This is a genomic window from Streptomyces sp. NPDC005794, assembly GCF_042871445.1.
In the GTDB taxonomy this organism is placed as follows: Bacteria; Actinomycetota; Actinomycetes; order Streptomycetales; family Streptomycetaceae; genus Streptomyces.
On the sequence record NZ_JBIAIN010000022.1, the window covers coordinates 46,195 to 71,169 of the forward strand.

A 24,975-nucleotide genomic window follows, 5' to 3' on the forward strand; every position below is an offset into this window, starting at 1 on the left:
GGAGGGCGCGTGGCGATGGAGGCCGGCCCTCGAGACACAGACCGAGACACACCGGATACCCAGCACCAGGCAGGGCGTCTGAGTCCTGACGGGCCGGACGAGACCGATGTGACCCCCGAGGTCGAGGTCGAGCTCCGCCCCGCCCGTCGGCTGCGGATCTGGCAGCTCGCCCCGATCGTCGGGCTGGCGGCGGTCGGCTCCCTGATGTTCGCCTTCCCGCTCGCCTTCGAGTTCGGCGGCGGCGGTGCCGTCGTGGCGATGCTCGGGCTGCTGATCAGCGGCTGCGCCGCGGGGGCGGGCATGATGGCCGCGCGCCGTGTGGGTCACACCTGGCCCGGTCTGCCCGCCAGGGGATCGAACGCGCGTCCCGACTGGCGCGTGATCGCGCTGTACGTCGCCGTGTGCGCCGCACTGGTGGCCCTGGCCGTCTGGCGTGTGGCCCGCCTCCGTTCCTGAGCCGGAGCCGGAGCGGGGCGACGTGGTTTCGCGGGCTGTCGGTGCGGCCTCGTACAGTTGGACCGTGAGCACTGCGCAGATCACCTTCCTCAAGGGCCACGGCACGGAGAACGACTTCGTGATCGTTCCCGACCCGGACAACACCCTCGACCTGCCGGTTTCCGTCGTAGCCCGGCTCTGCGACCGCCGGGCGGGAATCGGCGGCGACGGACTGCTGCACGTCGTGCGGTCCGCGGCGCACCCCGAGGCGCGAGGCATAGCCGCGCAGGCCGAGTGGTTCATGGACTACCGCAACGCGGACGGTTCGATCGCCGAGATGTGCGGCAACGGGGTGCGTGTGTTCGCCCGCCACCTGCAGCGCGCCGGACTCGTCGAGGAGGGCGATCTGGCCGTCGCGACCCGGGGCGGGGTCAAGCGGGTGCACATCGCCAAGGACGGCGACATCACGGTCTCCATGGGCCGGGCCGTGCTGCCCGAGGACGGCGTCACGGTCACCGTGGACGGCCGCAGCTGGGAGGCCCGCAACGTCAACATGGGCAATCCGCACGCCGTCGCGTTCGTCGAGGACCTGGCCCACGCCGGAGAGCTCCACTCCGTGCCGTCGTTCAGCCCGCAGTCCGTCTACCCGGACGGCGTCAACATCGAATTCGTCGCGGACCGCGGGCCCCGGCACGTCGCGATGCGTGTCCACGAGCGCGGTTCCGGCGAGACCCGGTCCTGCGGCACGGGTGCCTGCGCGGTGGCCGTCGCCGCCGCGCGCAGGGACGGAGCGGACCCGGCACGGACCGGCTCCCCGGCCACGTACACCGTTGACCTGCCCGGCGGCACACTGGTGATCACCGAGTACCCGGACGGGGGGATCGACATGACGGGACCCGCGGAGATCGTCGCGGAAGGCGTGATCGACCCCACCTGGCTCGAAACGATGATCGGTTAGAACCTCGCTCGAATGGGTGATCCGTTTCACGCTGGGCAAGAGCTGGACTGCGCCACGTGGTGGGGTCGATAGCATCAAGCACCGGCCTGGAGGTGCATCCGCACCTCCCCACCGCCGGTCGACGTTGCCGGAGGTGCGTGCCCCATGAGCGCAGAGGCCACCGATTCAGGTGCTCCCCTTCGCAAGCGCGGTCGTTCACGGATCGATCTGCGCAGGCTGGGCCGTGTCGCCCTGCTCGGGCCGGTCTCCCGTGACCGGCTGCCCGACGCCATCGGGCATGTCGCGGAGGCCCATCGGGCGCACTACCCGGACGCCGACCTCGCCATTCTGCGCGAGGCCTACGTACTCGCCGAGTCCTCCCACCGCGGCCAGATGCGCAAGAGCGGCGAGCCGTACATCACCCATCCGCTGGCCGTGACCCTGATCCTCGCCGAACTCGGCGCGGAGACCACGACGTTGACGGCGTCGCTCCTCCACGACACGGTCGAGGACACCGAGGTGACCCTCGATCAGGTGCGGGAGGAGTTCGGCGACGAGGTCTGTTACCTGGTCGACGGCGTCACCAAACTCGAGAAGGTCGACTACGGAGCCGCCGCCGAGCCCGAGACCTTCCGCAAGATGCTCGTCGCCACCGGCAACGACGTGCGCGTCATGTCGATCAAGCTGGCCGACCGACTGCACAACATGCGGACTCTCGGCGTCATGCGTCCCGAGAAGCAGGCCAGGATCGCCAAGGTCACCCGGGACGTACTCATCCCGCTCGCCGAACGCCTGGGTGTGCAGGCGCTCAAGACGGAGCTCGAGGACCTCGTCTTCGCGATCCTGCACCCGGAGGAGTACGAGCGAGCCCAGGCCCTGCTCACCGCCTGGGGCGGCGCGCAGGACCCGCTCACCGAGATCGCGGACAGCGTCACCTCGACCCTGCGGGAAGCAGGCATCAGCGCCGCGGTGCGCATCAGACCGCGTCATGTCGTCTCGGTGCACCGGGTGAGGAGCAAACGCGGCGAGATGCGGGGCACCGACTTCGGACGGCTGCTGGTGCTGGTCGGGGAGGACGCCGACTGTTACGCGGTCCTGGGAGAACTGCACACCTGCTTCACCCCGGTGATCTCCGAGTTCAAGGACTTCATCGCGGCCCCCAAGTTCAACCTCTACCAGTCGCTGCACACGGCGGTCGTCGGCCCCGAGGGCGCGGTCGCCGAAGTCCTCATCCGTACGCACCGGATGCACAAGGTCGCCGAGGCCGGCGTCGTCGCGCTCGGCAACCCGTACACCCAGGACGGCAGCACCGTCGCCCACCAGGCCGAACCCGCGGACGGCGAGCGCGCCGACCCGACCAGGCCCGGCTGGCTCTCCCGGCTCCTGGACTGGCAGGAATCGGCGACCGACTCCGACACGTTCTGGGCCACGCTGCGTGCCGACCTCGCACAGGACCGGGAGATCACGGTCTTCCGCACCGACGGCGGGACGCTGGGGCTTCCCGCGGGCGCCAGCTGCGTCGACGCCGCCTACGCCCAGTACGGCGACGAGGCACACGGCTGCATCGGGGCCCGCGTCAACGGCCGGCTGGCCACGCTCAGCACCGTACTGAACGACGGCGACACCGTGCAGCTGCTGCTCGCCCACGACGCCTCGTCCGGTCCCTCCCCGGAGTGGCTCGACCACGTGCGTACCCCTGGCGCCCGGATCGCGATCACGACGTGGCTCGATGCCCATCCGGACGGCGCGCAAGGGCCGCACAGAAGCGGGCCCGACACACCGAGGCCGCAGGCCCAGCCCGCCGACGACACCTCGAACAGCCGGGGCAGGGCCGGTGGCCGGACGCCGAGCGTGGCCGTCGGCGTTCCGGGCGCGCCCGTCCGTCTCGCCGGCTGCTGCACCCCCGTCCCGCCCGACGGCATCATCGGATTCACTGTGCGCGGCGGGGCCGTCACCGTGCACCGCGAGGAGTGCCCGGCGGTGGCCCGCATGCGGGAGATCGGCCGGGCGGCCGTCGAGGCTCGCTGGAACGACCCGGGCGACTGGAGCGGCACCACCGACTACCGGGTCACCCTCGTCGCCGAGTCCTTCGGACGCCCCAGGCTCCTCGCCGATCTCACCGAGGCCATCGCGACCGCGGACGCGGCCATCGTCTCGGCGACCGTCGAGCCGCCCAGCGAGCAGCGCGTCCGGCACACCTACACGCTGCAGCTGCCGGACGCCGCAGGGCTGCCGAGCCTCATGCGGGCGATGCGCGACGTACCCGGTGTGTACGACGTGAGCCGCGCCCAGCAGCCCGCCGCCGCGGGCTGACCACCGGCCCCTCCCGCGCCGCTCCTTGCAGCCCTCGGCGACCCCGTTCGGGTGGTGCGGCGCGCGCCACCCCCGCGCGGGCGGTGCGCGCTGGTAGCCGTAGTCCATGCCGCTCACCTCCCGCCGACTGCGGGCCGCACTGCTGGCCACCGCGTCGGTCACCCTCGTCGCCGCCACCCTGCCCGCACCCGAACCGCTGGGCATCGGCGACCGACTGTTCCCGTACCTCGGCAACCCGGGCTACGACGTCCTCTCGTACGACATCTCACTCACCTACAAGGGCAGCAACACCGATCCTCTCGACGCGGTCACCACGATCGACGCGCGGACCACCGCGCCCCTGGTACGGATCAACCTCGACTTCGCCCGGGGCGCCGTCCGGTCCGTCGAGGTCAACGGGCAGAACGCGGAGTTCGCCACCGCGCGCGAGGACCTGATCGTCGACGCTCCTACCCGGCTCCCGGCCGGCGTGCCCGTGCGGGTCACCGTCCGGCACACGAGCGATCCCTCGGGGGACCTGGCCAACGGGGGCTGGGTCCCGACCGCCGACGGTCTCGCGATGGCCAACCAGGCCGACGCCGCCCACCGGGTCTTCCCCGGCAACGACCACCCTGCCGACAAGGCGTACTTCACCTTCCGGGTCACCGCGCCGAAGGACCTCACCGTCGTGGCCGGCGGTCTCCCCGCCGGCAAGCGGGACCACGCGGGCGCGACCACCTGGACCTACCGCACCGAGCACCCGATGGCGACGGAACTGGCCCAGGTCTCCATCGGCCGCTCCGCCGTCCTGCGCCGCACCGGACCGCGCGGACTGCCGGTGCGTGACGTGGTGCCCGCTGCCGACCGCGAGCAGCTGGAGCCCTGGCTGAAGAAGACCCCGGCCCAGGTGGCCTGGATGGAGAAGCAGGTCGGGCCGTACCCCTTCGAGACGTACGGACTGCTGGTCGCGGACACCGAGACGGGCTTCGAGCTGGAGACCCAGACACTCTCGCTCTTCGAGCGCTCCCTGTTCACCGGCACCGGGTATCCCGAGTGGTACGTCGACTCGGTCATGGTGCACGAGCTCGCCCACCAGTGGTTCGGCAACAGCGTCTCCCCGCGGTCCTGGTCCGACCTGTGGCTCAACGAGGGACACGCCACCTGGTACGAGGCCCGTTACGCCGAGGAACACGACCGGAAGCCGATGGAACGCCGGATGCGTGAGGCATACGCCCGCTCCGACACGTGGCGTGCCGCGGGCGGTCCGCCCGCCCGCCCGGACGTCCCCACCCCCGACCACAAGATCAGCTTGTTCAGGCCGGTCGTGTACGACGGCAGCGCGCTCATCCTGTACGCGCTGCGTGAGGAGATCGGCGAGGCCGCGTTCGACCGCCTGGAGCGGACCTGGGTACGCGCCCACCGGGACGGATCGGCGACCACCCGGCAGTTCACGGACCTGGCGTCGAGGATCGCGGGACGGGACCTGACGGAGTTCTTCGACGGGTGGCTGTACGGGAAGAAGACCCCGCCGATGCCGGGGCACCCGGACTGGCGCAGTGAGGCTCCCCGGAACGCCGTAGCCCCGAAGGGCCCCGCGCGGGCACCGAAACCCGAGTGACGAGCCGGGCGGGCACATGCCACTATCGACGCGTCGGCACAGCGGCCGGCCGGTGGATCCCCTTCGCGGGAATCTTCCGGCGGGGTCACGCGTTGTGACTGACGTAACGGACTTCTATCGACGTAAGGATCCAATGACCTCCTCTTCCTCCCTTCCCCAGGACGCGCAGGACGCGCAGAGCGCCACGGAAGCCAACTCCGAGAGCCTCAACGAGAGCCTTCGGGCCGACGCCCTGATGGAAGAGGACGTCGCCTGGAGCCACGAGATCGACGGAGAGCGGGACGGCGAGCAGCTCGACCGCTCCGAGCGTGCGGCGCTGCGCCGTGTGGCGGGTCTCTCCACCGAGCTCGAGGACGTCACCGAGGTCGAGTACCGGCAGCTGCGCCTGGAGCGCGTGGTGCTCGTCGGTGTCTGGACATCAGGGACCGTCCACGACGCGGAGATCTCCCTCGCGGAGCTCGCGGCCCTCGCCGAGACGGCGGGCGCCCAGGTGCTCGACGCCGTGTTCCAGCGGCGCGACAAGCCTGATCCGGCCACCTACATCGGCTCGGGCAAGGCGCTGGAGCTGCGCGACATCGTTCTCGAATCCGGGGCCGACACCGTCGTCTGCGACGGTGAGCTCAGCCCCGGCCAGCTGATTCACCTGGAAGACGTCGTCAAGGTCAAGGTGGTCGACAGGACCGCCCTGATCCTGGACATCTTCGCCCAGCACGCCAAGTCCCGTGAGGGTAAGGCGCAGGTGTCGCTGGCACAGATGCAGTACATGCTCCCGCGCCTGCGCGGCTGGGGTCAGTCGCTGTCCCGGCAGATGGGCGGCGGCGGTTCCAGCGGCGGTGGCGGCATGGCGACCCGTGGCCCCGGTGAGACCAAGATCGAGACGGACCGGCGACGGATCCGCGAGAAGATGGCGAAGATGCGCCGGGAGATCGCGGAGATGAAGACCGGCCGTGAGATCAAGCGCCAGGAACGCAGGCGCAACAAGGTGCCCTCGGTGGCGATCGCCGGATACACCAACGCCGGGAAGTCCTCGCTGCTCAACCGGCTCACCGGCGCGGGCGTCCTCGTGGAGAACGCACTGTTCGCGACCCTCGATCCGACCGTGCGCCGGGCCGAGACGCCGAGCGGGCGGGTCTACACCCTGGCCGACACCGTGGGGTTCGTGCGGCACCTTCCCCATCACCTGGTCGAGGCGTTCCGCTCCACCATGGAGGAGGTCGGTGAATCCGACCTGATCCTGCATGTGGTGGACGGCTCCCACCCGGTGCCGGAGGAGCAGCTCGCCGCAGTGCGTCAGGTGATCCGGGAAGTCGGCGCGGTCGACGTCCCCGAGGTCGTCGTGATCAACAAGGCGGACGCGGCGGACCCGCTCGTGCTGCAGCGCCTGCTGCGCACCGAGAAGCACGCGATCGCGGTGTCGGCGCGGACCGGCGCCGGTATCGACGAGCTGCTCGCGCTCATCGACTCCGAGCTGCCGCGGCCCTCGGTGGAGATCGAGGCGCTCGTGCCCTACACCCAGGGCGGACTCGTCTCCCGGGTGCATGCCGAGGGCGAGGTGATCTCCGAGGAGCACACACCGGAGGGCACACTGCTCAAGGCGCGGGTCCACGAGGAGCTCGGAGCGGACCTCGCGGTCTTCGTCCCGGTGACTCACTGACGCGGTGGAACACACAGGAGGCCGGGCTCCCCTCGAAAGGGGAGCCCGGCCTCCTTGCGTTCCGGTACGGCGATCGCCGTACCGGAACCCGCGGTCCTACTGGCCCGCGTACTTCTTGCTGACGGCTTCGTAAATGCCCTTGGCCTCCTGGCCCAGGCGAGGGCCGGCCAGCCAGCCCGCCGTCACCGGGCCGATGGAGGTGTTGGAGACCAGGGCCGGCTTACCGTCCTGGCCCGTGGCGACCCAGCCGCCACCGGAGGAACCACCGGTCATCGTGCACCCGACGCGGTACATCGTCGGCTGCTGCTCGAAGACGGCGAGGCGGCCCGGCTTGTCGGTGCACCGGAGCGCCTTCTGGCCGTCGAACGGCGGGGCCGCCGGATAGCCGGTCGCCGTCATGCTGTCGATCTCGGGGACGGCCGGGGCGTCGAATTCGACCGGAAGCGCCGAACCGACGGTCTCCTCGAGGGACTTGCCCGTCGAGCCCTTCTCCGGAGCGACCTGCAGCACCGCGAAGTCGTACGGAGCGCCCTGGCCGCCGGTCGCGGCGCCCTGGCTGATCCACTGCTCCGAGGTCTGTGCCCACTGACCCCACCACACGCCGTACGGAGCGATCTGCTCCTTCGACGCGTTCTCCAGCTGGGCAGTCGACATGCCGCTGTCGTTGTACGAGGGGACGAAGGCGATGTTGCGGTACCAGCCGCCGCTCTTGCCCGCGTGCACACAATGCCCGGCCGTCCAGACCATGTTGGACTTGCCCGGGTGGGCCGGGTCCTGCACCACGGTCGCCGAGCAGACCATCGAACCGTCAGGGCCGTCGAACAGGAGCTTGCCGGATTCCGGCGCGCTGCCGTGGTACGGCGTCTGCAGGTTCGCCGCCTCGACCGGTGCGGGGGTCGGGTCCGTCACGCCCTCGTCGCCGGAGATGTCGTTGTCGACCGGGTTCTCCGGGGGCTTGTCGGCCTCCCGCATCCGGTCGGGGTCCCAGAGGTCCTCGATGATGGGGTTGACGTAGTCCTTGGCCTCACGCAGCCACTTGTCCTTGTCCCAGTTCTTCCACTCGCCGCCCCTCCACTCGTCGAGGTCGATCCCGTGCTCCTTGAGCCGGTCCTTGAGGTCGTCCGGGATCACGACCTTTCCGTCGGAGGACTGGCCGGCGGAACTGCTCGGCTCGCTGACCGCGCCGTCCTCCTCCGGCCCGCAGGCGGCGGCGGTGAGCGTCAGGACAGCGGTGAGGGCGGCTGCGGCGAACACCCGGGGGGCGCGACGGACACTCCCCCCGCGGTGTGCGGTCTCGATCGGGCGCATGGGTCGCATCTGGTGATCCCCCTGGGACTTCGTCACTGACTTCGGTACTGCACTGCGGACTTGGGGTGCGCGGCACGGACCCGCGGACCACGGCACACCCCGGAGCGGCGGCCCCGTCCCGAGTGCGGCCCCTACTATGCCGGTGCCGAGAGGGACGGCGCGCGGCAGGGCCACGGTTCCGCGTGCGCAAGGATCTTCCGATTTACCCGTGATCTCCCGCGTTCGGCGTCGTTGGTACGTACGGGGGACACCCGAATTGCGTTCATCGGCGCAGTCCGCCCCCTTGAGGGACCGTATCGAGGCGCAACGCAACTGTTACTGCAGGAGGACCGAACAGCCGTGGCCGTGACCGAACCAGCTCCGGTGGCACTTTCCCCTGCGCACGACGGGATTCTGCGGCGGCAGGCGCTACGTGAGTCGGCGGCCCGTACCTACGCGCGGTCCCTGCCGATCGTGCCGGTCCGCGCGCGGGGCATGACCATCGAGGGTGCGGACGGCCGACGTTATCTCGACTGTCTGTCAGGGGCGGGCACGCTGGCACTCGGCCACAACCACCCCGTGGTGCTCGAGGCCATCAGGAAGGTCCTCGACTCCGGCGCACCGCTGCACGTGCTCGATCTCGCCACCCCCGTCAAGGACGCCTTCACGACGGAGCTGTTCGCCACCCTGCCCCGGGAACTGGCCGACAACGCCAGGATCCAGTTCTGCGGTCCGGCGGGTACGGACGCCGTCGAGGCGGCGTTCAAGCTGGCCCGGACGGCGAGCGGACGCAGCGAACTCCTCGCCTTCACCGGCGCGTACCACGGAATGACCGCCGGTGCCCTGGCGGCTTCGGGCGGCGCCACGGACGTACGGGTGACGCGACTGCCCTTCCCGCACAACTACCGCTGCCCCTACGGCGTCGGCGGGGAGCGGGGCGCGGACATCGCCGCGCGCTGGACCGAGTACCTCCTCGACGACCCCAAGGGCGGGGTGCCCGCTCCGGCCGCCATGATTCTGGAGCCGGTCCAGGGCGAGGGCGGGGTGAATCCCGCACCGGACGGCTGGATGCGCCGGATGCGGGAGATCACCCAGGAGCGTTCCATCGCCCTGATCGCGGACGAGGTACAGACCGGAGTCGGCAGGACCGGTACTTTCTGGGGGGTCGAACACAGCGGTATCGTGCCCGACGTGATGGTGCTCTCGAAAGCCATCGGTGGTTCGTTGCCGCTCGCGGTGATCGTCTACCGCTCCGAACTCGACCTCTGGCAGCCGGGTGCCCACGCGGGCACCTTCCGGGGCAACCAGCTCGCCATGGCGGCCGGTGCCGCGACTCTCGCGTACGTACGGGAGAACGGGCTCGCCGAACGCGCGGGAACGCTGGGCGCGCGCATGCTCGCCAGGCTCCAGGCGCTGAGCGCGGAGCACCCGAGCATCGGCGACGTCCGGGGCCGGGGCTTGATGATCGGCATCGAGCTGGTCGACCCCGAGGCCGGGCCCCACACCGTCACCGTCGAGAACGGCTCCGCCCCGCCGCCCGATCCCGCCCTCGCCGCCGCGGTGCAGCAGGAATGCCTGCGCCGCGGCCTCATCGTCGAACTCGGCGGCCGCCACAGCGCCGTGGTCCGACTGCTCCCTCCCCTCACTCTCACCGACGAACAGGCGACGGCGGTCGTCGACCGCCTCGCCGACGCGCTGAGAGCGGCCGAGCGCTCTCCGTACCGCCGGGCCGCTGCCGGGCCGACCCGCTGATCCCGGACCCCTCACAAGGAAGACCGCCGTGAACCCCACCCCTGCGCCCGAGGCCGACGGCCCCCTCACCAGCCAGCCGCGAGGACAAGACCTGCCCGAAGGCCCCCTCGCCGTCGAGTCGACGACCGTGCCGCGCCAGAAGGCCGGTCCCCACGGAACCCCGCGTGCCGGGGCGGACACCCGCTCGGGTGCCCTCCCGGCGGACCGCCCCGGCCATACGGAGCAGGATCTGCTGGATCATCCGGACCCGCTCCGGGCGGCCGACTCGGCCGGTACCGAGAATCTGCTGCGCTGCTGGACCAGGGAGAACGACCTGCCCCGACCCCAGGGCAGCACGCTGCGCATTCCGCTCCCCGCGAGCGGCACCGCGTTGACCGTCCCCGTCATCCATTGGTCCGCGACGGGCTGGCACCGCTTCGGGACTCCTGCTCTGGAGAACGCGCCCACCGGCGCCCCGGGCGCCGACGCCGTCACCGTGGCCGCGCTGCTGAGCCGTGAGAGCGAGCGGAACGCCGGAGTCGATCTGGTGGCCAGGGTGGCCGACTCCGTACGGCACACGGCGACCTTCATCGCGAACCGGCGCCGCACACCCACCGCGTCGTCCGAGGCCGATCTCTTCCTCACCGCCGAGCAGTCCCTCGTCCTCGGCCACCCGCTGCACCCCACGCCGAAGAGCCGCGAAGGTCTCTCCGAGTCCGAAACGCTGCGCTACTCACCCGAGTTGCGCGGCTCCTTCCCGCTCCACTGGCTGGCCGTGGACCGCGCCGTGCTGGCCACGGAGTCGTCGTGGACGAAGGCCGGCAGGCTCGTACCGGCGGAGGCACTCCTCGCGCCCCACGCCGAAGGGCTGAGCCTCCCCGAAGGGACCACGGCCCTCCCGCTTCACCCCTGGCAGGCCGCGGAGGTCCTGCGCCGCCCCGAGGTCGTCTCGATGTGCGAGAAGGGCCTCCTGCACGACCTCGGTCCGCACGGGGAACACTGGCACCCCACCTCCTCCGTCCGCACCGTGCACCGCTCCGGCTCCGACCTCATGCTGAAGCTGTCCCTGGGCGTACGCATCACCAACTCCCGCCGGGAGAACCTCCGTAAGGAACTCCACCGCGGAGCCGAGGTCCACCGACTGCTGCGCACCGGTCTGGCGGACCGGTGGCAGGAGGCACACCCGGGCTTCGACATCGTCCGGGACCCCGCCTGGCTGGCCGTCGACAACCCGGACGGCAGCCCTGTCCCCGGCCTCGACGTGATCCTCCGGCACAATCCGTTCGGCCCGGCCGACGACGCGGTGTGCATCGCCGGACTCACCGCTCCCCGTCCGTGGCCCGGCCGTCCGGGCACGCACTCGAGGCTCGCCGACACGGTCTCCTCGCTGGCCGCCCGTACGGGCAGGACGACCGGGGCGGTGTGCGCCGAGTGGTTCCTGCGCTATCTCGACCGCGTCGTCCTCCCCGTCCTCTGGCTCGACGCCCACGCGGGCGTCGCCCTGGAGGCCCACCAGCAGAACACGCTCGTACTCCTCGACGCGGACGGCTGGCCCGTCGGCGGCAGGTACCGCGACAACCAGGGCTACTACTTCCGGGAGTCCCACCGGTCCGCACTCGAGCGCCGGCTGCCGGGCATCGGCGCCGTCAGCGACACCTTCGTCTCCGACGACGTCACCGACGAGCGCCTCGCCTACTACCTCGGCATCAACAACGTGTTCGGGCTGATCGGGGCCTTCGGCTCGCAGCGGCTCGCCGACGAACAGCTGCTCCTCGCCGCGCTGCGCCGCTTCCTCGAAGGCGCCGCCGGAATGGGATCCTCCCTGCCCGCCTACCTTCTGGAGACCGGACAGCTCCGCTGCAAGGCCAATCTGCTCACCCGGATGCACGGCCTGGACGAACTCGTCGGCCCGGTCGACACACAGTCCGTGTACGTCACCATCGCCAACCCGCTCCGCAGCTCGAGGACATGACCGCCTGAAACCACGAGAGGGGAGGGTCACGGTGCACCGAGCCGATGCCCACACCGAGACCGGTGCCGTCCCGCGCGACGTCACCGGCACCGAGGACACCCTGGAGCTACGGCTCACCGAAGAGCTCCTCGCCCTGCTCGGTAGCGCCCCCGCGGCTGCCGCCGCGGGGGCCGACGCCTCCGCTCTCGTGGGCGACCCCGGCACGTGGAGCCCGGTCACCACCACCGCCGGAGTGTTCCAACTCGTCGCGGTGGAGCCCGGACGTGATCTGACGGTGATCAGCCGCTGGATGAACGACCCCGCGGTCGCCGCCTTCTGGGAGCTCGCCGGACCGGAGGCGGTCACCGCCGCTCATCTCCGTCAGCAGCTCGCAGGGGACGGCCGCAGCGTCCCGTGCCTCGGGGTCCTCGGCGGTACGCCCATGAGCTACTGGGAGATCTACCGTGCGGATCTGGACCCCCTGGCGCGCCACTACCCGGCACGTCCCCACGACATGGGGATCCACCTCCTCATCGGCGGTGTGGGCAACCGCGGGCGGGGCGTCGGCACCGTACTGCTCAGAGCTGTCGCCGACCTCGTACTCGACCACCGTCCGCTCTGCGGACGTGTGGTCGCGGAGCCGGACCTGCGCAACACCCCGTCCGTGTCCGCCTTCCTGCGCGCCGGTTTCCGTTTCTGCGCGGAAGTGGACCTTCCCGACAAGCGAGCGGCCCTGATGGTCCGCGACCGAGCCCACCGCGAACACCTGTGAACAACTCGCCGCACCGCCCAGCCCGCTCGAACCCCATCGGTCCCACCCGGAGGAGTCCCCGTGCCGACATATCCTGCGAGCCATCATCCGGCGGAGTCCTATACGCCGCTCGACACTCCGGAACTCAACCGGACCGTCTGGAACCGGGCGGCGGCGAGACTCCTCGCCAAGATGCTCGGTGAGTTCGCCTACGAGGAAGTCATCGAGCCCGTACCCCGGGCGGACGACGCCGCCGGGGAGACCGGCCACTACACCGTGTCGCTCGATGACGGCGCGACACTGAGCTTTCACGCCCGGCGAGGCGTCTACGGCAGCTGGCGCGTCGACCCCGCGACGATCCGCGAGATGACCGCCGACGGGAGCGGGGACAGGAGTGCCGACGACGGCACCCCCTTCCGTGACCCGCTTCGGTTCCTCGCCCGCGGCCGCCGTCTCCTCGGCCTCGACGGTGCCACGCTCGCCCACCTCATCCGTGAACTGACCGCCACACTCACCGCGGACGCCCACCTCGAACACACCGCGCTCCGTGCGGCGCAGCTCGCCGAACTCCCCTACGCCGAGCTCGAAGGCCACCAGACCGGCCATCCGTGGCTCGTGGCGAACAAAGGCCGTCTCGGGTTCTCCGCCGCAGATGCCGCCCGCTTCACCCCCGAAGCCCGGTCGGCCACCGCACTGCCCTGGATCGCCGTCAGTACCCGTATAGCCGGCTACCGGGGAGTGGGCCGCGTCGCCGCCTCCGAAGACCTCTACGAACAGGAACTGGACCCGCGCGTCCGGGAATCCTTCAACGGGATCCTGCGCGGACGGGGTCTGGACCCCGCCGGCTATCTGTTCCTCCCGGTGCATCCGTGGCAGTGGGACGAATGGATCGTCCCGCTTTTCGCCCCCGCGATCGCGGACGGTGACATCGTGCCCCTGCACACCGACGACGACCTCCGGCTGCCGCAGCAGTCCATCCGTACCTTCACCAACGTGGGGCGGCCCGACCGGCACACGGTCAAGCTGCCGCTGTCGATCCTCAACACCCTCGTCTGGCGGGGACTCCCGACCGAGCGCACGCTCGCCGCGCCGGCCGTCACCGCGTGGGTCCAGGGACTGTGCGACGGCGATCCGTTCCTCCGTGACACCTGCGGCGTCATCCTGCTCGGCGAGGTCGCGTCGGTGGCTGTGGAACACCCGCTCTACGACCACCTCCCCGAGTCGCCGTACCAGTTCAAGGAGATCCTCGGAGCGATCTGGAGAGAGCCTCTCCAGCCGAGGCTCGCACCCGGTGAACGCGCCCGTACGCTGGCCTCGCTGCTGCTGACGGACTCCGACGGCCGTTGCTTCACCGCCGAGCTCGTCGCCCGTTCGGGGCTGGCCCCGGCCGTCTGGCTGACCCGGCTCTTCGCCGCCCTGCTGCCGCCGCTGCTGCACTTCCTGTACCGCTACGGCACGGTGTTCTCCCCGCACGGCGAGAACGCCATCGTGGTCTTCGACGAGAACGACGTGCCGGTGCGTCTCGCGATCAAGGACTTCGTCGACGACGTGAACGTCAGCGCCCGGCGTCTGCCCGAGCACGACACCATGCCAGCGGCCGTCCGCGAGATCCTGCTCACGGAGGACCCCTCCTTCCTCACCCAGTTCATCCACTCGGGGCTCTTCGTGGGCGTCTTCCGCTACCTGTCCCCCCTCTGCGAGGATCAGATGGATGTACCGGAGGGCGAATTCTGGTCACTCGTCCGTGCAGAGATCCTGAGGCATCACGCACGCTTCCCCGACCTCAAGGAGCGGTTCGAGATCTTCGACATGCTGACGCCGACGATCGAGCGCCTGTGTCTCAACCGCAACCGTCTGCACCTGGACGGTTACCGCGACCGGCCGAAGCGCCCGCACGCCGCCGTCCACGGCACCGTCCCGAACCCGCTCCACCCCTCGGTCTGAGTCCGGGACCGATCGATGTTGTCAGTGGGGCGCCGTAGGGTGGACGCGCTATGACGAAGCCATCTCTCCCCGAGCTCCTCCACGCCGCCGTCACCGCTGTCGGCGGTACGGAAAGGCCCGGTCAGGTCTCCATGGCCGAGGCCGTCGCCGAGGCAGTCGACGACAACGCCCATCTGCTCGTCCAGGCCGGCACCGGCACCGGTAAGTCCCTCGGCTACCTGGTGCCGGCGCTGGCCCATGGCGAGCGGGTCGTGGTGGCCACGGCGACGCTGGCCCTTCAGCGCCAGCTGGTGGAGCGGGACCTTCCGCGTACGGTCGACGCGCTGCACCCGTTGCTGCGCCGCCGACCGCAGTTCGCGATGCTCAAGGGCAGGTCGAACTACCTCTGTCTGCATCGCCTCCACGAGGGGGCGCCGCAGGACGAGGAGGAGGGGCTCTTCGACCAGTTCGAAGCGGCGGCGCCGTCGAGCAAGCTGGGCCAGGACCTGCTGCGCCTGCGCGACTGGTCGGACGAGACGGAGACCGGGGACCGCGACGACCTGACACCGGGCGTCTCGGACCGCGCCTGGGCCCAGATCTCCGTCTCCTCGCGTGAGTGCCTGGGCGCCAGCAAATGCGCGTACGGCGCCGAATGCTTCGCCGAGGCCGCCCGTGAGCGGGCCAAGCTCGCCGACGTCGTCGTCACCAACCACGCGCTGCTGGCGATCGACGCGATCGAGGGCGCCCCGGTGCTCCCCCAGCACGAGGTGCTCATCGTCGACGAGGCCCATGAGCTGGTCTCCCGGGTCACCGGGGTGGCCACCGGGGAGCTCACCCCCGGCCAGGTGAACCGGGCGGTGCGCCGTGCGGCGAAGCTGGTCGACGAGAAGGTGGCAGACGCCCTGCTGACAGCCTCGGAGGGATTCGAGCGCGTCATGGAGCTGGCGCTTCCGGGGCGCCTCGAAGAGGTGCCGGAAGACCTCGGCTACGCATTGATGGCGCTGCGTGACGCCGCGCGCACGGTGATCTCCGCCCTCGGCGGGACCCGCGACACATCCGTCCAGGACGAGGACGCGGTGCGCAAGCAGGCGATGGCGTACGTCGAGTCCATCCACAGTGTCGCGGAGCGCATTACGCAGGGCTCCGAGTACGACGTCGTCTGGTACGAGCGCCACGACCGCTTCGGGGCATCGGTCCGGGTCGCGCCGCTGTCGGTGTCCGGCCTGCTGCGCGAGAAGCTCTTCGCCGACCGTTCGGTGGTGCTGACCTCGGCCACGCTCAAGCTGGGCGGCGATTTCAACGGGGTGGGGGCATCGCTGGGGCTCGCTCCCGAGGGCACGGCCGGGGAGGACATCCCGCAGTGGAAGGGCCTCGACGTCGGCTCGCCGTTCGACTACCCGAAGCAGGGCATCCTGTACGTCGCCCGGCACCTGGCCCTGCCCGGCCGGGAGGGTTCCCGTACGGACATGCTCGATGAGCTCGCCGAGTTGGTGGAGGCGGCGGGCGGCCGCACCCTGGGTCTGTTCTCCTCCATGCGGGCGGCCCAGGCGGCAGCCGAGGAGCTGCGCGGCCGACAGGACAAGCCGATCCTGCTGCAGGGCGAGGAGACGCTCGGGGAGCTGATCAAGAACTTCGCGGCGGATCCCGAGACCTGCCTGTTCGGGACGCTGTCCCTCTGGCAGGGCGTCGATGTCCCCGGCCCGAGCTGCCAGCTCGTGGTCATGGACCGCATTCCGTTCCCCCGGCCGGACGACCCGCTGATGAGCGCCCGCCAGAAGGCGGTCGAGGAAGCCGGTGGTAACGGGTTCATGGCTGTGGCGGCGACCCATGCGGCGCTGCTGATGGCCCAGGGTGCGGGCCGGCTCGTCCGGGCCACGGGCGACAAGGGCGTGGTCGCGGTGCTCGACCCCCGGCTGGCCAACGCCCGGTACGGGAGCTATCTCCGCGCCTCGCTGCCCGACTTCTGGTACACCACGGACCGCAACCAGGCACGGCGCTCGCTCGCGGCCATCGACGAGGCGGCCAAGACCGCGCAGTGAGGGAAGCGGGCCACCGGCGGGGAACGCGTCAGGGCCCCGGGATCGGCGCAGGGATCCCGGGGCCCAGTCCTGACCGGCGGAGATCAAACCCGCCGCAGCACCGCCACGACCTTGCCCAGGATCGTCGCCTCGTCACCGGGGATCGGCTGGTAGGCGGAGTTGTGCGGGAGCAGCCATACATGACCGTCCTCGCGCTTGAACCGCTTGACCGTGGCCTCGCCGTCCAGCATGGCTGCCACGATGTCGCCGTTCTCCGCGACGGGCTGGCGCCGCACCGTGACCCAGTCCCCGTCCATGATCGCTGCCTCGATCATCGAGTCACCGACGACCTTCAGCACGAAGAGCTCGCCGTCACCGACGAGCTGGCGGGGGAGCGGGAAGACGTCCTCGACGGACTCCTCGGCGAGGATCGGCCCGCCGGCGGCGATCCGGCCGACCAGAGGTACGTACGAGGCCGCGGGCTTCCCGGTGGTGTCGGTCGCCTGCGTGGTCGGCTGGTCCGAGCCCCGGACCTCGTAGGCGCGCGGCCGGTGAGGGTCGCGGCGCAGGAAGCCCTTGCGCTCCAGAGCCATCAGCTGGTGGGCGACGGACGAGGTGCTGGACAGTCCCACCGCCTGGCCGATCTCGCGCATCGACGGGGGATAGCCCCGCCGCTGCACGGAATCCCGGATCACCTCGATCACGCGCCGCTGCCGGTCCGTGAGCCCCGAGCTGTCCGCCCGGATTCCTGGAGGGCGGCCGGGCAAGGAGCGTGCGGGTCGCGTGGGCTCAGGCCCCTCCGCGTTCATGACTGAGTCATTCATGGCATGCACCGGCTCAAGTCGGCCCTGGGAGCGGTGGTCCTGGGCAGTGATGGTGGCGCTGTCTGCGGTGGTGGTCACGTCGGCCCCTCTCGAATGGTCTCCCTGGTTAGGCAACGGTAGTAGCTTTCGAAAGGTTGCGCCAAACACACGTTCGAGTGAAAAACAAATAAAGGGGGGTCGTGGACTTGCCGGGGGGTGTATGTGCTGGCGCGGTGGGCTGGAATCGACCGGCGGGTTCCGAGTGTCACGCTAGCGTTCCGCCGGTCCGCCCACGCGCGCGGGGGTGCGTCCCGCGCGCGCTGTGGGGGAGCCATCGAGGGCCCCGCCCCGGCCTGTCGCGCGGTTGCCCCATGACAGGCCGTGGCCGGGGCCCTCGCGCGTTTCCCGTACCCTCATGCCGGGCCGTAGGCTGCCCCCCGGCCCTCGGGGAAGCGCGACACGCGCGGGGGGCAGAGGTGGGGCAAAACCCTAGATGTAGTGGTTGCATTGCTGTCGCCACCCACAAGTAGTGGTCCCCGGTCCATCGGGGGCGAGTTCATCGCCTATGCTGGTGACTGTCCTCAGGGGCCCTGAACGGGGCACGGAGGGCTATTCAGTCGTGCTGTGAAGGAGGGTTCGGAGACATGCACTGCCCCTTCTGCAGGCACCCCGACAGCCGGGTCGTGGACAGTCGCACGACGGACGACGGGACGTCGATCCGACGGCGCCGGCAGTGCCCCGACTGCTCCCGTCGCTTCACGACGGTGGAGACCTGCTCGCTGATGGTGGTCAAGCGCAGTGGCGTGACCGAACCCTTCAGCCGCACCAAGGTCATCTCGGGTGTCCGTAAGGCGTGCCAGGGCCGGCCTGTCACCGAGGACGCCCTGGCGAAGCTCGGCCAGCGGGTCGAGGAGGCCGTGCGGGCCACGGGCAGTGCCGAACTGACGACACACGATGTGGGTCTGGCCATACTCGGCCCCCTGCAGGAACTCGACCTCGTCGCGTACCTGCGTTTCGCATCGGTGTACCGGGCGTTCGACTCGCTCGAGGACTTCGAGACCGCGATCGCGGAACTCCGCGAACAGCGGCCCCGAGCAGAACAATGCGGGAGCGGCGAGACCCTCGAGGTCCCCGCCCCCGCCGCAGTCGCCGCTGATTGATCACTGAGCCGGCCGGCAGGGCGGCCGAGCCGGCGGCAGCGGCACCAGACCTGTTCCGAGGCGCTGTGCGTGGCGCCCGGAGCATCAGACACACACTGTGCCCTGGGAAGAACTGGGCACTTCAGGGCGTTTTTGCCCACATATGGGAGGCGGCATGACAGAGACGGCGAGCGGCCCGGCACGAGGTTCCCGCACCAAGGGAGCCAAGTCGACTGCGACCAAGCAGGGCCTGCGCATCGAGCGCATCCACACGACTCCCGGCGTGCATCCGTACGACGAGGTCGCGTGGGAGCGCCGTGACGTCGTCATGACCAACTGGCGCGACGGCTCGATCAACTTCGAGCAGCGTGGCGTCGAGTTCCCCGACTTCTGGTCGGTGAACGCGGTCAACATCGTCACCAGCAAGTACTTCCGGGGTGCTGTCGGCACGCCGCAGCGCGAGACCGGTCTGCGGCAGCTGATCGACCGGATCGTGAAGACGTACCGGAAGGCCGGCGAGGACTACAACTACTTCGCCTCTCCCGCCGACGCCGAGATCTTCGAGCACGAGCTGGCGTACGCCCTCCTGCACCAGATCTTCAGCTTCAACTCCCCGGTCTGGTTCAACGTCGGCACGCCCCAGCCGCAGCAGGTCTCGGCCTGCTTCATCCTGGCCGTCGACGACTCCATGGAGTCGATCCTCGACTGGTACAAGGAAGAGGGCATGATCTTCAAGGGCGGCTCCGGTGCCGGCCTGAACCTCTCCCGCATCCGTTCCTCCAAGGAACTGCTCTCCTCCGGCGGCAACGCCTCCGGCCCGGTCTCCTTCATGCGCGGCGCCGACGCCTCCGCAGGAACGATCAAGTCGGGTGGCGCGACCCGCCGCGCGGCCAAGATGGTCATCCTCGACGTCGATCACCCCGACATCGAGAACTTCATCGAGACCAAGGTGAAGGAGGAGGAGAAGATCCGCGCCCTGCGTGACGCGGGCTTCGACATGGACCTGGGCGGCGACGACATCACGTCCGTCCAGTACCAGAACGCCAACAACTCGGTCCGCGTGAACGACGAGTTCATGAAGGCCGTCGAGTCCGGCGGGAAGTTCGGCCTCCGCGCCCGTATGACCGGTGACGTCATCGAAGAGGTCGAGGCCAAGTCCCTCTTCCGCAAGATGGCCGAGGCGGCCTGGGCCTGCGCCGACCCGGGCATCCAGTACGACGACACCATCAACCAGTGGCACACCTGCCCGGAGTCCGGCCGCATCAACGGCTCGAACCCTTGCAGCGAGTACATGCACCTGGACAACACCTCGTGCAACCTCGCCTCGCTGAACCTGATGAAGTTCCTCAAGGACGACGGCGAGGGCCATCAGTCCTTCCAGGCCGAGCGCTTCGCCAAGGTCGTCGAGCTGGTCATCACCGCGATGGACATCTCGATCTGCTTCGCGGACTTCCCGACCCAGAAGATCGGTGAGAACACCCGCGCCTACCGCCAGCTGGGCATCGGCTACGCCAACCTGGGCGCCCTGCTGATGGCGACCGGGCACGCCTACGACAGCGACGGCGGCCGTGCGCTCGCCGGCGCCATCACCTCGCTCATGACCGGCACGTCCTACCGGCGCTCCGCGGAGCTGGCCGCTGTTGTCGGACCGTACGACGGCTACGCACGCAACGCCGAGCCGCACCAGCGCGTCATGAAGCAGCACTCGGACGCCAACGCCGTGGCCGTCCACGTCGACGACCTGGACTCGCCGGTCTGGGCCGCCGCGACGGAGGCCTGGCAGGACGTGATCCGCCTCGGAGCCAAGAACGGCTTCCGCAACGCCCAGGCCTCGGTCATCGCCCCGACCGGCACCATCGGGCTCGCGATGTCCTGCGACACCACCGGCCTCGAGCCCGACCTCGCCCTGGTCAAGTTCAAGAAGCTCGTCGGCGGCGGCTCGATGCAGATCGTCAACGGCACGGTGCCGCAGGCCCTGCGCCGCCTCGGCTACCAGCCGGAGCAGATCGAGGCGATCGTCGCCCACATCGCCGACCACGGCAATGTGATCGACGCCCCCGGCCTCAAGACCGAGCACTACGAGGTCTTCGACTGCGCCATGGGCGAGCGTTCCATCTCGGCCATGGGCCACGTCCGGATGATGGCGGCCATCCAGCCGTGGATCTCCGGCGCGCTGTCCAAGACGGTGAACCTGCCGGAGACGGCCACCGTCGAGGACGTCGAGGAGGTCTACTTCGAGGCGTGGAAGATGGGCGTCAAGGCGCTCGCGATCTACCGCGACAACTGCAAGGTCGGCCAGCCCCTCTCCACCAAGAAGTGGGAGGAGAAGAAGGACGAGGTCACGGCCAAGACCGAGGACACCATCCGTGCCGCGGTCGAGAAGGTCGTCGAGTACCGCCCGGTCCGCAAGCGTCTGCCCAAGGGCCGTCCCGGCATCACCACCTCCTTCACGGTGGGCGGCGCCGAGGGCTACATGACCGCCAACTCCTACCCGGACGACGGTCTCGGCGAGGTATTCCTGAAGATGTCCAAGCAGGGTTCCACCCTCGCGGGCATGATGGACGCCTTCTCGATCGCGGTCTCGGTCGGTCTGCAGTACGGCGTGCCGCTGGAGACGTACGTCTCCAAGTTCACCAACATGCGCTTCGAGCCGGCCGGTATGACGGACGACCCGGACGTGCGGATGGCGCAGTCGATCGTCGACTACATCTTCCGCCGTCTGGCGCTCGACTTCCTGCCGTTCGAGACGCGCTCCGCGCTCGGTATCCACTCGGCCGAGGAGCGTCAGCGTCACCTCGACACCGGTTCGTACGAGCCTGCCTTCGGGGACGATGAGCTCGACGCCGAGAGCCTGGCCCAGTCCGCTCCCGTGCTCGTGGAGCCGCTGAAGGCCGTCGCGTCGCCCGAGGAGAGCGTCGCGGAGAAGCCGGCCCCCAGGGCCGCGCACACCTCGGCCGAGCTGGTCGAGATGCAGCTCGGTATCAGCGCGGACGCGCCGCTCTGCTTCTCGTGCGGTACGAAGATGCAGCGCGCCGGGTCCTGCTACATCTGCGAGGGCTGCGGCTCGACCAGCGGATGCAGCTGAGGAACGGGCGGCACCGCATCGGACGGACATCCGGTGTAGTCCGCACGGGTAGCTGACCAGCGGCCCGCTCACAGAAGGGGACCGGCCACCGGCCGGTCCCCTTCTGCGTGCGGTGGAGCAGTACGAGGCCGATGCCGAGGGTGTTGGTGCCGAAACCGAGGGCTTCCGCGCGCCGGGCATCAGTCTGCCCGTCCCGTCAGTCCGAGCGGTTCCCCATCTCCGAGGCGAACGAACCCGGGTCACCGTCGAATCCGCGGACGGACCCGTGGAAGCCCCAGGAACCCGAGGAGTCCCGGACGAATTCCGCGACGACCGCGGCGGTGGCGGACGCCACCGCCGAGAAGTCGTCCTCCGCCAGATTCGTGTACCCCTCGCGGATCTGCACGACCGTGTGCTCGATCTGGCCGAAGGTCTTGTAACCGTCGCGCTGTTGGATGGCCACGCCGACCACGACCCGGGCGTACGCGTCCGACAGCCGGGCCAGCTCGAGCGTCATGACCTCGTCGAAGCCGAAACCCTGCCCCGTCCGGCTGTCCCGGTTCAGTGTGATCGTGCCGTCCGGCGACCTGCTGTCGAAGTGCACGAGGTAGGTGGGACTGCCGTAGGGCGCGTCCGCCCCGTACGTGGCCGCGATGATGTCGAGGTCGTTGGCGGGCTCACCGGTGACGCTGGGGTCCCACTTGACCCTCACTTCGACCTTCTCGATGTCCTTGTTGGGAGTGCTCATCGGACGTGCCTCCTTGCTGCTGGACCGACGGACCTCTTCCATCCTCGAATCATGTCCGTAACTGTCCGTGGATCCAACCGCGTTGGAAACGGACGTCGCTTTCGGGCCATCGTGTGGCCGGAGTTGTGTGCTGTTCGTGCCGGACGGCCCGGGTGCGTCCGGCGCGTGACCCGCGACACGCCGGGCGCCGTACGATGGCGCAGTGCTGGTCAAGTGGATTCGCTGTACCGTGTCGGACCGTCGTGGTTTCGAGCGGGGGCAGCGGAAGTGGGCGGGGCTGCTCGACGAGCCGGGATTCCGGGGTCAGAGCGGCGGGTGGAGCCGAGGGCAGCCCGAAGTCGCCCACGTTTTCGCTTTCTGGGACAGCCGGGTCTTCTACGACTCCTTCATGGCCCGCGGGCACGACCGGCTGGCCGTCGCACAGTCCGGAATGTACAAGGACATGCAGGTCAAACTCTTCGAGTACCGCTTCGACGTGAAGACCGGATTTGCGCCGCACTTCACCGACGCGGACGTGGTCAGGGTGGCGCACAGCCGGGTGCACGAGGATCGCGTCGACCACTTCGCGCTCATGCAGCAACAGGTGTGGAACCCGGCCATGGCGGGTTCCCCCGGGATGCTGCGCGGAGTCTTCGGGGAAGCCCCGGGCCATGAGTTCCTGGTGCTGTCGATGTGGCAGTCCAGCGCCGAACGCGGCAAGTACCGGCCCGAGGGCGTCGCCCGGCTCTCCGCGCGGGCGGAGATCGAGAGGGACGTCGTCTCGCTCACGGGGGACGTGGTGCAGCTCGATCCGTCGTGGACGGTCTGACCCACGCCGGTACGGTCGTTCCCTCGGTCACATACGCCCGGCGAAGCCCGCACAATTGCTCGATCGCGCCGGTCGACATCTAGGGTCGGTACATGGCACGACCGCAGCGGATCGTTCTCGTCCGGCACGGTGAGTCGGAGGGCAACGCCGACGACACCGTCTACGAACGTGAGCCCGACCACGCGCTCAGGCTCACGGCGAAGGGCCTGAGCCAGGCGCGGGCGACGGGCTTCCGGCTGCGTGAGACGTTCGGCGACGAGCGTGTCAGCGTCTACCTCTCTCCTTACCGGCGCACCCACGAGACGTTCAGGGCCTTCGGCCTCGAATCCGGACGCGTGCGGGTCAGGGAGGAGCCCCGGCTGCGTGAGCAGGACTGGGGCAACTGGCAGGACCGCGACGACATCAGGCTGCAGAAGGCCTACCGGGACGCGTACGGGCACTTCTTCTACCGCTTCGCGCAGGGTGAGTCCGGGGCCGATGTGTACGACCGGGTCGACGCGTTCCTGGAGAGCCTCCACCGCAGTTTCGAGGCCCCCGACCATCCGCCGAACGTCCTGCTGGTCACCCATGGGCTGACCATGAGGCTCTTCTGCATGCGCTGGTTCCACTGGTCGGTGGCGGAATTCGAGTCGCTGTCCAATCCGGGGAACGGCGAGTCCAGAACGCTGCTGCTCGGTGAGAACGGCCGCTACACGCTCGACCGGCCCTTCGAGCAGTGGCGTACCCCTGAGTCGTACGGCACCACCGGATAGAGTGGCAGGGCGATGACCGCTGACTCCGCTTCCGAACGCTTCCGACGCGCTCTGGCCAGCCTGCGTGGCCTGTCCGTGGGAGATGCCCTCGGCTCCCAGTTCTTCGTTCCGGCCCATTACCCCCTGCTCAAGAACCGGGACCTGCCGCCGGACGGCTGGCAATGGACCGACGACACCGAGATGGCCTGCTCCGTACTCGCTGTGCTGGCCACGCACGAGCGTGTCGACCAGGACGCGCTCGCCCTCTCCTTCGCCCGGCACCACGACTTCGACCGGGGCTACGGCCCCGCGGTGAACCGGCTGCTCAGGCTGGTGAGGGAAGGTGGCGACTGGCGGGAGCTGGCGTCCGCCCTCTTCCAGGGCCAGGGCTCCTGGGGGAACGGCTCGGCGATGCGCATCGCGCCGCTGGGTGCCTGGTACGCGCACGACCCGGAACAGGCCACCCACCAGGCCGAGATCTCTTCGTACACCACGCATCAGCACCGCGAAGCCGTCGTGGGGGCCATGGCCGTCGCGGCGGCCGCCGCCCTCGTCGCCGCTCCGGGAGGGCCGCCGACGCCGGAGGACCTGCTTGACGGCGTCGTCGCCCTCGTGCCCCGCAGCGCGGTCGGTGCCGGGCTGCGCAGGGCGCGCGACATGCTCGACTACCGGGACGCCGGGACGGTCGCGGCGGTGCTCGGCAACGGCCGCCGCACGAGTGCGCACGACACGGTGCCGTTCGCCCTCTGGTCGGCGGCACGGAGCCTCGGCGACTTCGAACAGGCCTTCTGGGTGACGGCGCAGGCCGGTGGCGACGTGGACACCACCTGCGCCATCGTCGGCGGGATCGTGGCCTCGGAGCCGGTCGGCGCGCCTCCGGCGGACTGGCTGGCCCGGACGGAGGAACTGCCCGACTGGGTGCCCCGCGCTCCGGCGCGTCGCTGACCGTCCGCCGGGGCGGTTCGGCGGGGCCACAGCCAGGTACCGGCGTTCCACTGTCACGGTCCTGCCACAGCGGTGACCCCAACCGTTCGAACAGCTCGGGCGGGACTTACTCTTTCGGCCACGCCGCCCTCATCGATCTT

Annotated in this window: 18 protein-coding genes; 15 read left to right on the plus strand and 3 right to left on the minus strand. The window is 70.0% G+C overall.

From position 1 onward, the window contains the following. Window positions 1-15 precede the first annotated feature (15 nt). The 5 genes from ACFYQ5_RS29515 (at window position 16) to hflX (ending at window position 6,936) form a co-directional block, all read left to right on the plus strand. Window positions 16-456: a hypothetical protein gene (locus ACFYQ5_RS29515; RefSeq protein ID WP_389202017.1), complete on the plus strand. Its 441-nt coding sequence runs from the start codon at window positions 16-18 to the stop codon at window positions 454-456. 64 nt (window positions 457-520) lie between these two features. After that, a complete protein-coding gene (gene dapF, locus ACFYQ5_RS29520) occupies window positions 521-1,393 on the plus strand; it encodes a diaminopimelate epimerase (protein WP_389201929.1) in 873 nt (290 codons plus the stop codon). A 144-nt stretch (window positions 1,394-1,537) separates the two neighbouring features. Beyond that, window positions 1,538-3,685 (plus strand): RelA/SpoT family protein, encoded by a 2,148-nt coding sequence (locus ACFYQ5_RS29525; protein WP_389201931.1) that lies wholly within the window; start codon window positions 1,538-1,540, stop codon window positions 3,683-3,685. A gap of 106 nt (window positions 3,686-3,791) precedes the next feature. Beyond that, window positions 3,792-5,282 carry a M1 family metallopeptidase gene (locus tag ACFYQ5_RS29530; protein ID WP_389201933.1) on the plus strand — a complete coding sequence of 497 codons (1,491 nt, stop codon included), beginning with the start codon at window positions 3,792-3,794 and terminating at the stop codon, window positions 5,280-5,282. 133 nt (window positions 5,283-5,415) lie between these two features. Then, on the plus strand, window positions 5,416-6,936 hold the full coding sequence (gene hflX, locus ACFYQ5_RS29535) for a GTPase HflX (RefSeq protein ID WP_389201934.1): 1,521 nt from the start codon (window positions 5,416-5,418) through the stop codon (window positions 6,934-6,936). A 96-nt stretch (window positions 6,937-7,032) separates the two neighbouring features. Here the strand turns inward: hflX and ACFYQ5_RS29540 are convergent, their stop codons facing one another. After that, on the minus strand, window positions 7,033-8,244 hold the full coding sequence (locus ACFYQ5_RS29540; protein ID WP_389202018.1) for a trypsin-like serine peptidase: 1,212 nt from the start codon (window positions 8,242-8,244) through the stop codon (window positions 7,033-7,035). A gap of 339 nt (window positions 8,245-8,583) precedes the next feature. On the opposite strand from ACFYQ5_RS29540, the gene ACFYQ5_RS29545 reads away from it, so the two are divergent. The 5 genes from ACFYQ5_RS29545 to ACFYQ5_RS29565 are packed head-to-tail and all read left to right on the plus strand — an operon-like array spanning window position 8,584 to window position 16,618. Then, window positions 8,584-9,975, plus strand: coding sequence for a diaminobutyrate--2-oxoglutarate transaminase family protein (locus tag ACFYQ5_RS29545; protein WP_389201936.1), 1,392 nt, complete (start codon window positions 8,584-8,586; stop codon window positions 9,973-9,975). A gap of 28 nt (window positions 9,976-10,003) precedes the next feature. Beyond that, the gene (locus tag ACFYQ5_RS29550; RefSeq protein WP_389201938.1) at window positions 10,004-11,926 is read left to right on the plus strand and encodes an IucA/IucC family protein; all 1,923 of its coding nucleotides are present in this window, start codon (window positions 10,004-10,006) and stop codon (window positions 11,924-11,926) included. A 31-nt stretch (window positions 11,927-11,957) separates the two neighbouring features. Then, complete coding sequence (locus ACFYQ5_RS29555; protein WP_389201939.1) at window positions 11,958-12,677, plus strand: GNAT family N-acetyltransferase; 720 nt, start codon at window positions 11,958-11,960, stop codon at window positions 12,675-12,677. Window positions 12,678-12,737: 60 nt separating this feature from the next. Continuing rightward, window positions 12,738-14,600, plus strand: coding sequence for an IucA/IucC family protein (locus ACFYQ5_RS29560; RefSeq protein ID WP_389201940.1), 1,863 nt, complete (start codon window positions 12,738-12,740; stop codon window positions 14,598-14,600). A gap of 50 nt (window positions 14,601-14,650) precedes the next feature. Next, window positions 14,651-16,618 carry an ATP-dependent DNA helicase gene (locus ACFYQ5_RS29565; protein WP_389201942.1) on the plus strand — a complete coding sequence of 656 codons (1,968 nt, stop codon included), beginning with the start codon at window positions 14,651-14,653 and terminating at the stop codon, window positions 16,616-16,618. 83 nt (window positions 16,619-16,701) lie between these two features. On the opposite strand, the gene lexA is transcribed toward ACFYQ5_RS29565, so the two are convergent. Continuing rightward, window positions 16,702-17,499, minus strand: coding sequence for a transcriptional repressor LexA (gene lexA / locus ACFYQ5_RS29570; RefSeq protein WP_351281602.1), 798 nt, complete (start codon window positions 17,497-17,499; stop codon window positions 16,702-16,704). Between the two features lie 545 nt (window positions 17,500-18,044). On the opposite strand from lexA, the gene nrdR reads away from it, so the two are divergent. Together nrdR and ACFYQ5_RS29580 are read left to right on the plus strand one after the other, a co-directional pair. Then, window positions 18,045-18,560 (plus strand): transcriptional regulator NrdR, encoded by a 516-nt coding sequence (nrdR, locus tag ACFYQ5_RS29575; RefSeq protein WP_389201944.1) that lies wholly within the window; start codon window positions 18,045-18,047, stop codon window positions 18,558-18,560. Window positions 18,561-18,714: 154 nt separating this feature from the next. Further along, on the plus strand, window positions 18,715-21,624 hold the full coding sequence (locus ACFYQ5_RS29580; protein ID WP_389201946.1) for a vitamin B12-dependent ribonucleotide reductase: 2,910 nt from the start codon (window positions 18,715-18,717) through the stop codon (window positions 21,622-21,624). Window positions 21,625-21,820: 196 nt separating this feature from the next. Here ACFYQ5_RS29580 and ACFYQ5_RS29585 read toward each other — a convergent pair whose 3' ends face one another. Continuing rightward, on the minus strand, window positions 21,821-22,351 hold the full coding sequence (locus ACFYQ5_RS29585) for a TerD family protein (protein WP_389201948.1): 531 nt from the start codon (window positions 22,349-22,351) through the stop codon (window positions 21,821-21,823). A 202-nt stretch (window positions 22,352-22,553) separates the two neighbouring features. Between ACFYQ5_RS29585 and ACFYQ5_RS29590 the strand changes: the two genes are divergently transcribed. The 3 genes from ACFYQ5_RS29590 to ACFYQ5_RS29600 all read left to right on the plus strand — a co-directional run bounded on the left by ACFYQ5_RS29590 (window position 22,554) and on the right by ACFYQ5_RS29600 (window position 24,835). Further along, window positions 22,554-23,159: a YdbC family protein gene (locus tag ACFYQ5_RS29590; RefSeq protein ID WP_389201949.1), complete on the plus strand. Its 606-nt coding sequence runs from the start codon at window positions 22,554-22,556 to the stop codon at window positions 23,157-23,159. A gap of 92 nt (window positions 23,160-23,251) precedes the next feature. Next, window positions 23,252-23,911, plus strand: a complete 660-nt coding sequence (locus ACFYQ5_RS29595; RefSeq protein ID WP_389201951.1) for a histidine phosphatase family protein — start codon at window positions 23,252-23,254, stop codon at window positions 23,909-23,911. Window positions 23,912-23,923: 12 nt separating this feature from the next. Beyond that, window positions 23,924-24,835 (plus strand): ADP-ribosylglycohydrolase family protein, encoded by a 912-nt coding sequence (locus ACFYQ5_RS29600; protein ID WP_389201953.1) that lies wholly within the window; start codon window positions 23,924-23,926, stop codon window positions 24,833-24,835. Window positions 24,836-24,975: the final 140 nt, after the last annotated feature.

Bases quoted from the DNA above. Each gene is read 5' to 3' on its own strand.
- ACFYQ5_RS29595 (WP_389201951.1), top strand. From the start codon at position 23,252: ATGGCACGACCGCAGCGGATCGTTCTCGTCCGGCACGGTGAGTCGGAG.
- ACFYQ5_RS29540 (WP_389202018.1), bottom strand. From the start codon at position 8,244: ATGCGCCCGATCGAGACCGCACACCGCGGGGGGAGTGTCCGTCGCGCC.
- ACFYQ5_RS29580 (WP_389201946.1), top strand. From the start codon at position 18,715: ATGACAGAGACGGCGAGCGGCCCGGCACGAGGTTCCCGCACCAAGGGA.
- hflX (WP_389201934.1), top strand. From the start codon at position 5,416: ATGACCTCCTCTTCCTCCCTTCCCCAGGACGCGCAGGACGCGCAGAGC.
- ACFYQ5_RS29585 (WP_389201948.1), bottom strand. From the start codon at position 22,351: ATGAGCACTCCCAACAAGGACATCGAGAAGGTCGAAGTGAGGGTCAAG.
- nrdR (WP_389201944.1), top strand. From the start codon at position 18,045: ATGCACTGCCCCTTCTGCAGGCACCCCGACAGCCGGGTCGTGGACAGT.
- ACFYQ5_RS29565 (WP_389201942.1), top strand. From the start codon at position 14,651: ATGACGAAGCCATCTCTCCCCGAGCTCCTCCACGCCGCCGTCACCGCT.
- ACFYQ5_RS29525 (WP_389201931.1), top strand. From the start codon at position 1,538: ATGAGCGCAGAGGCCACCGATTCAGGTGCTCCCCTTCGCAAGCGCGGT.
- ACFYQ5_RS29515 (WP_389202017.1), top strand. From the start codon at position 16: ATGGAGGCCGGCCCTCGAGACACAGACCGAGACACACCGGATACCCAG.
- ACFYQ5_RS29530 (WP_389201933.1), top strand. From the start codon at position 3,792: ATGCCGCTCACCTCCCGCCGACTGCGGGCCGCACTGCTGGCCACCGCG.
- ACFYQ5_RS29600 (WP_389201953.1), top strand. From the start codon at position 23,924: ATGACCGCTGACTCCGCTTCCGAACGCTTCCGACGCGCTCTGGCCAGC.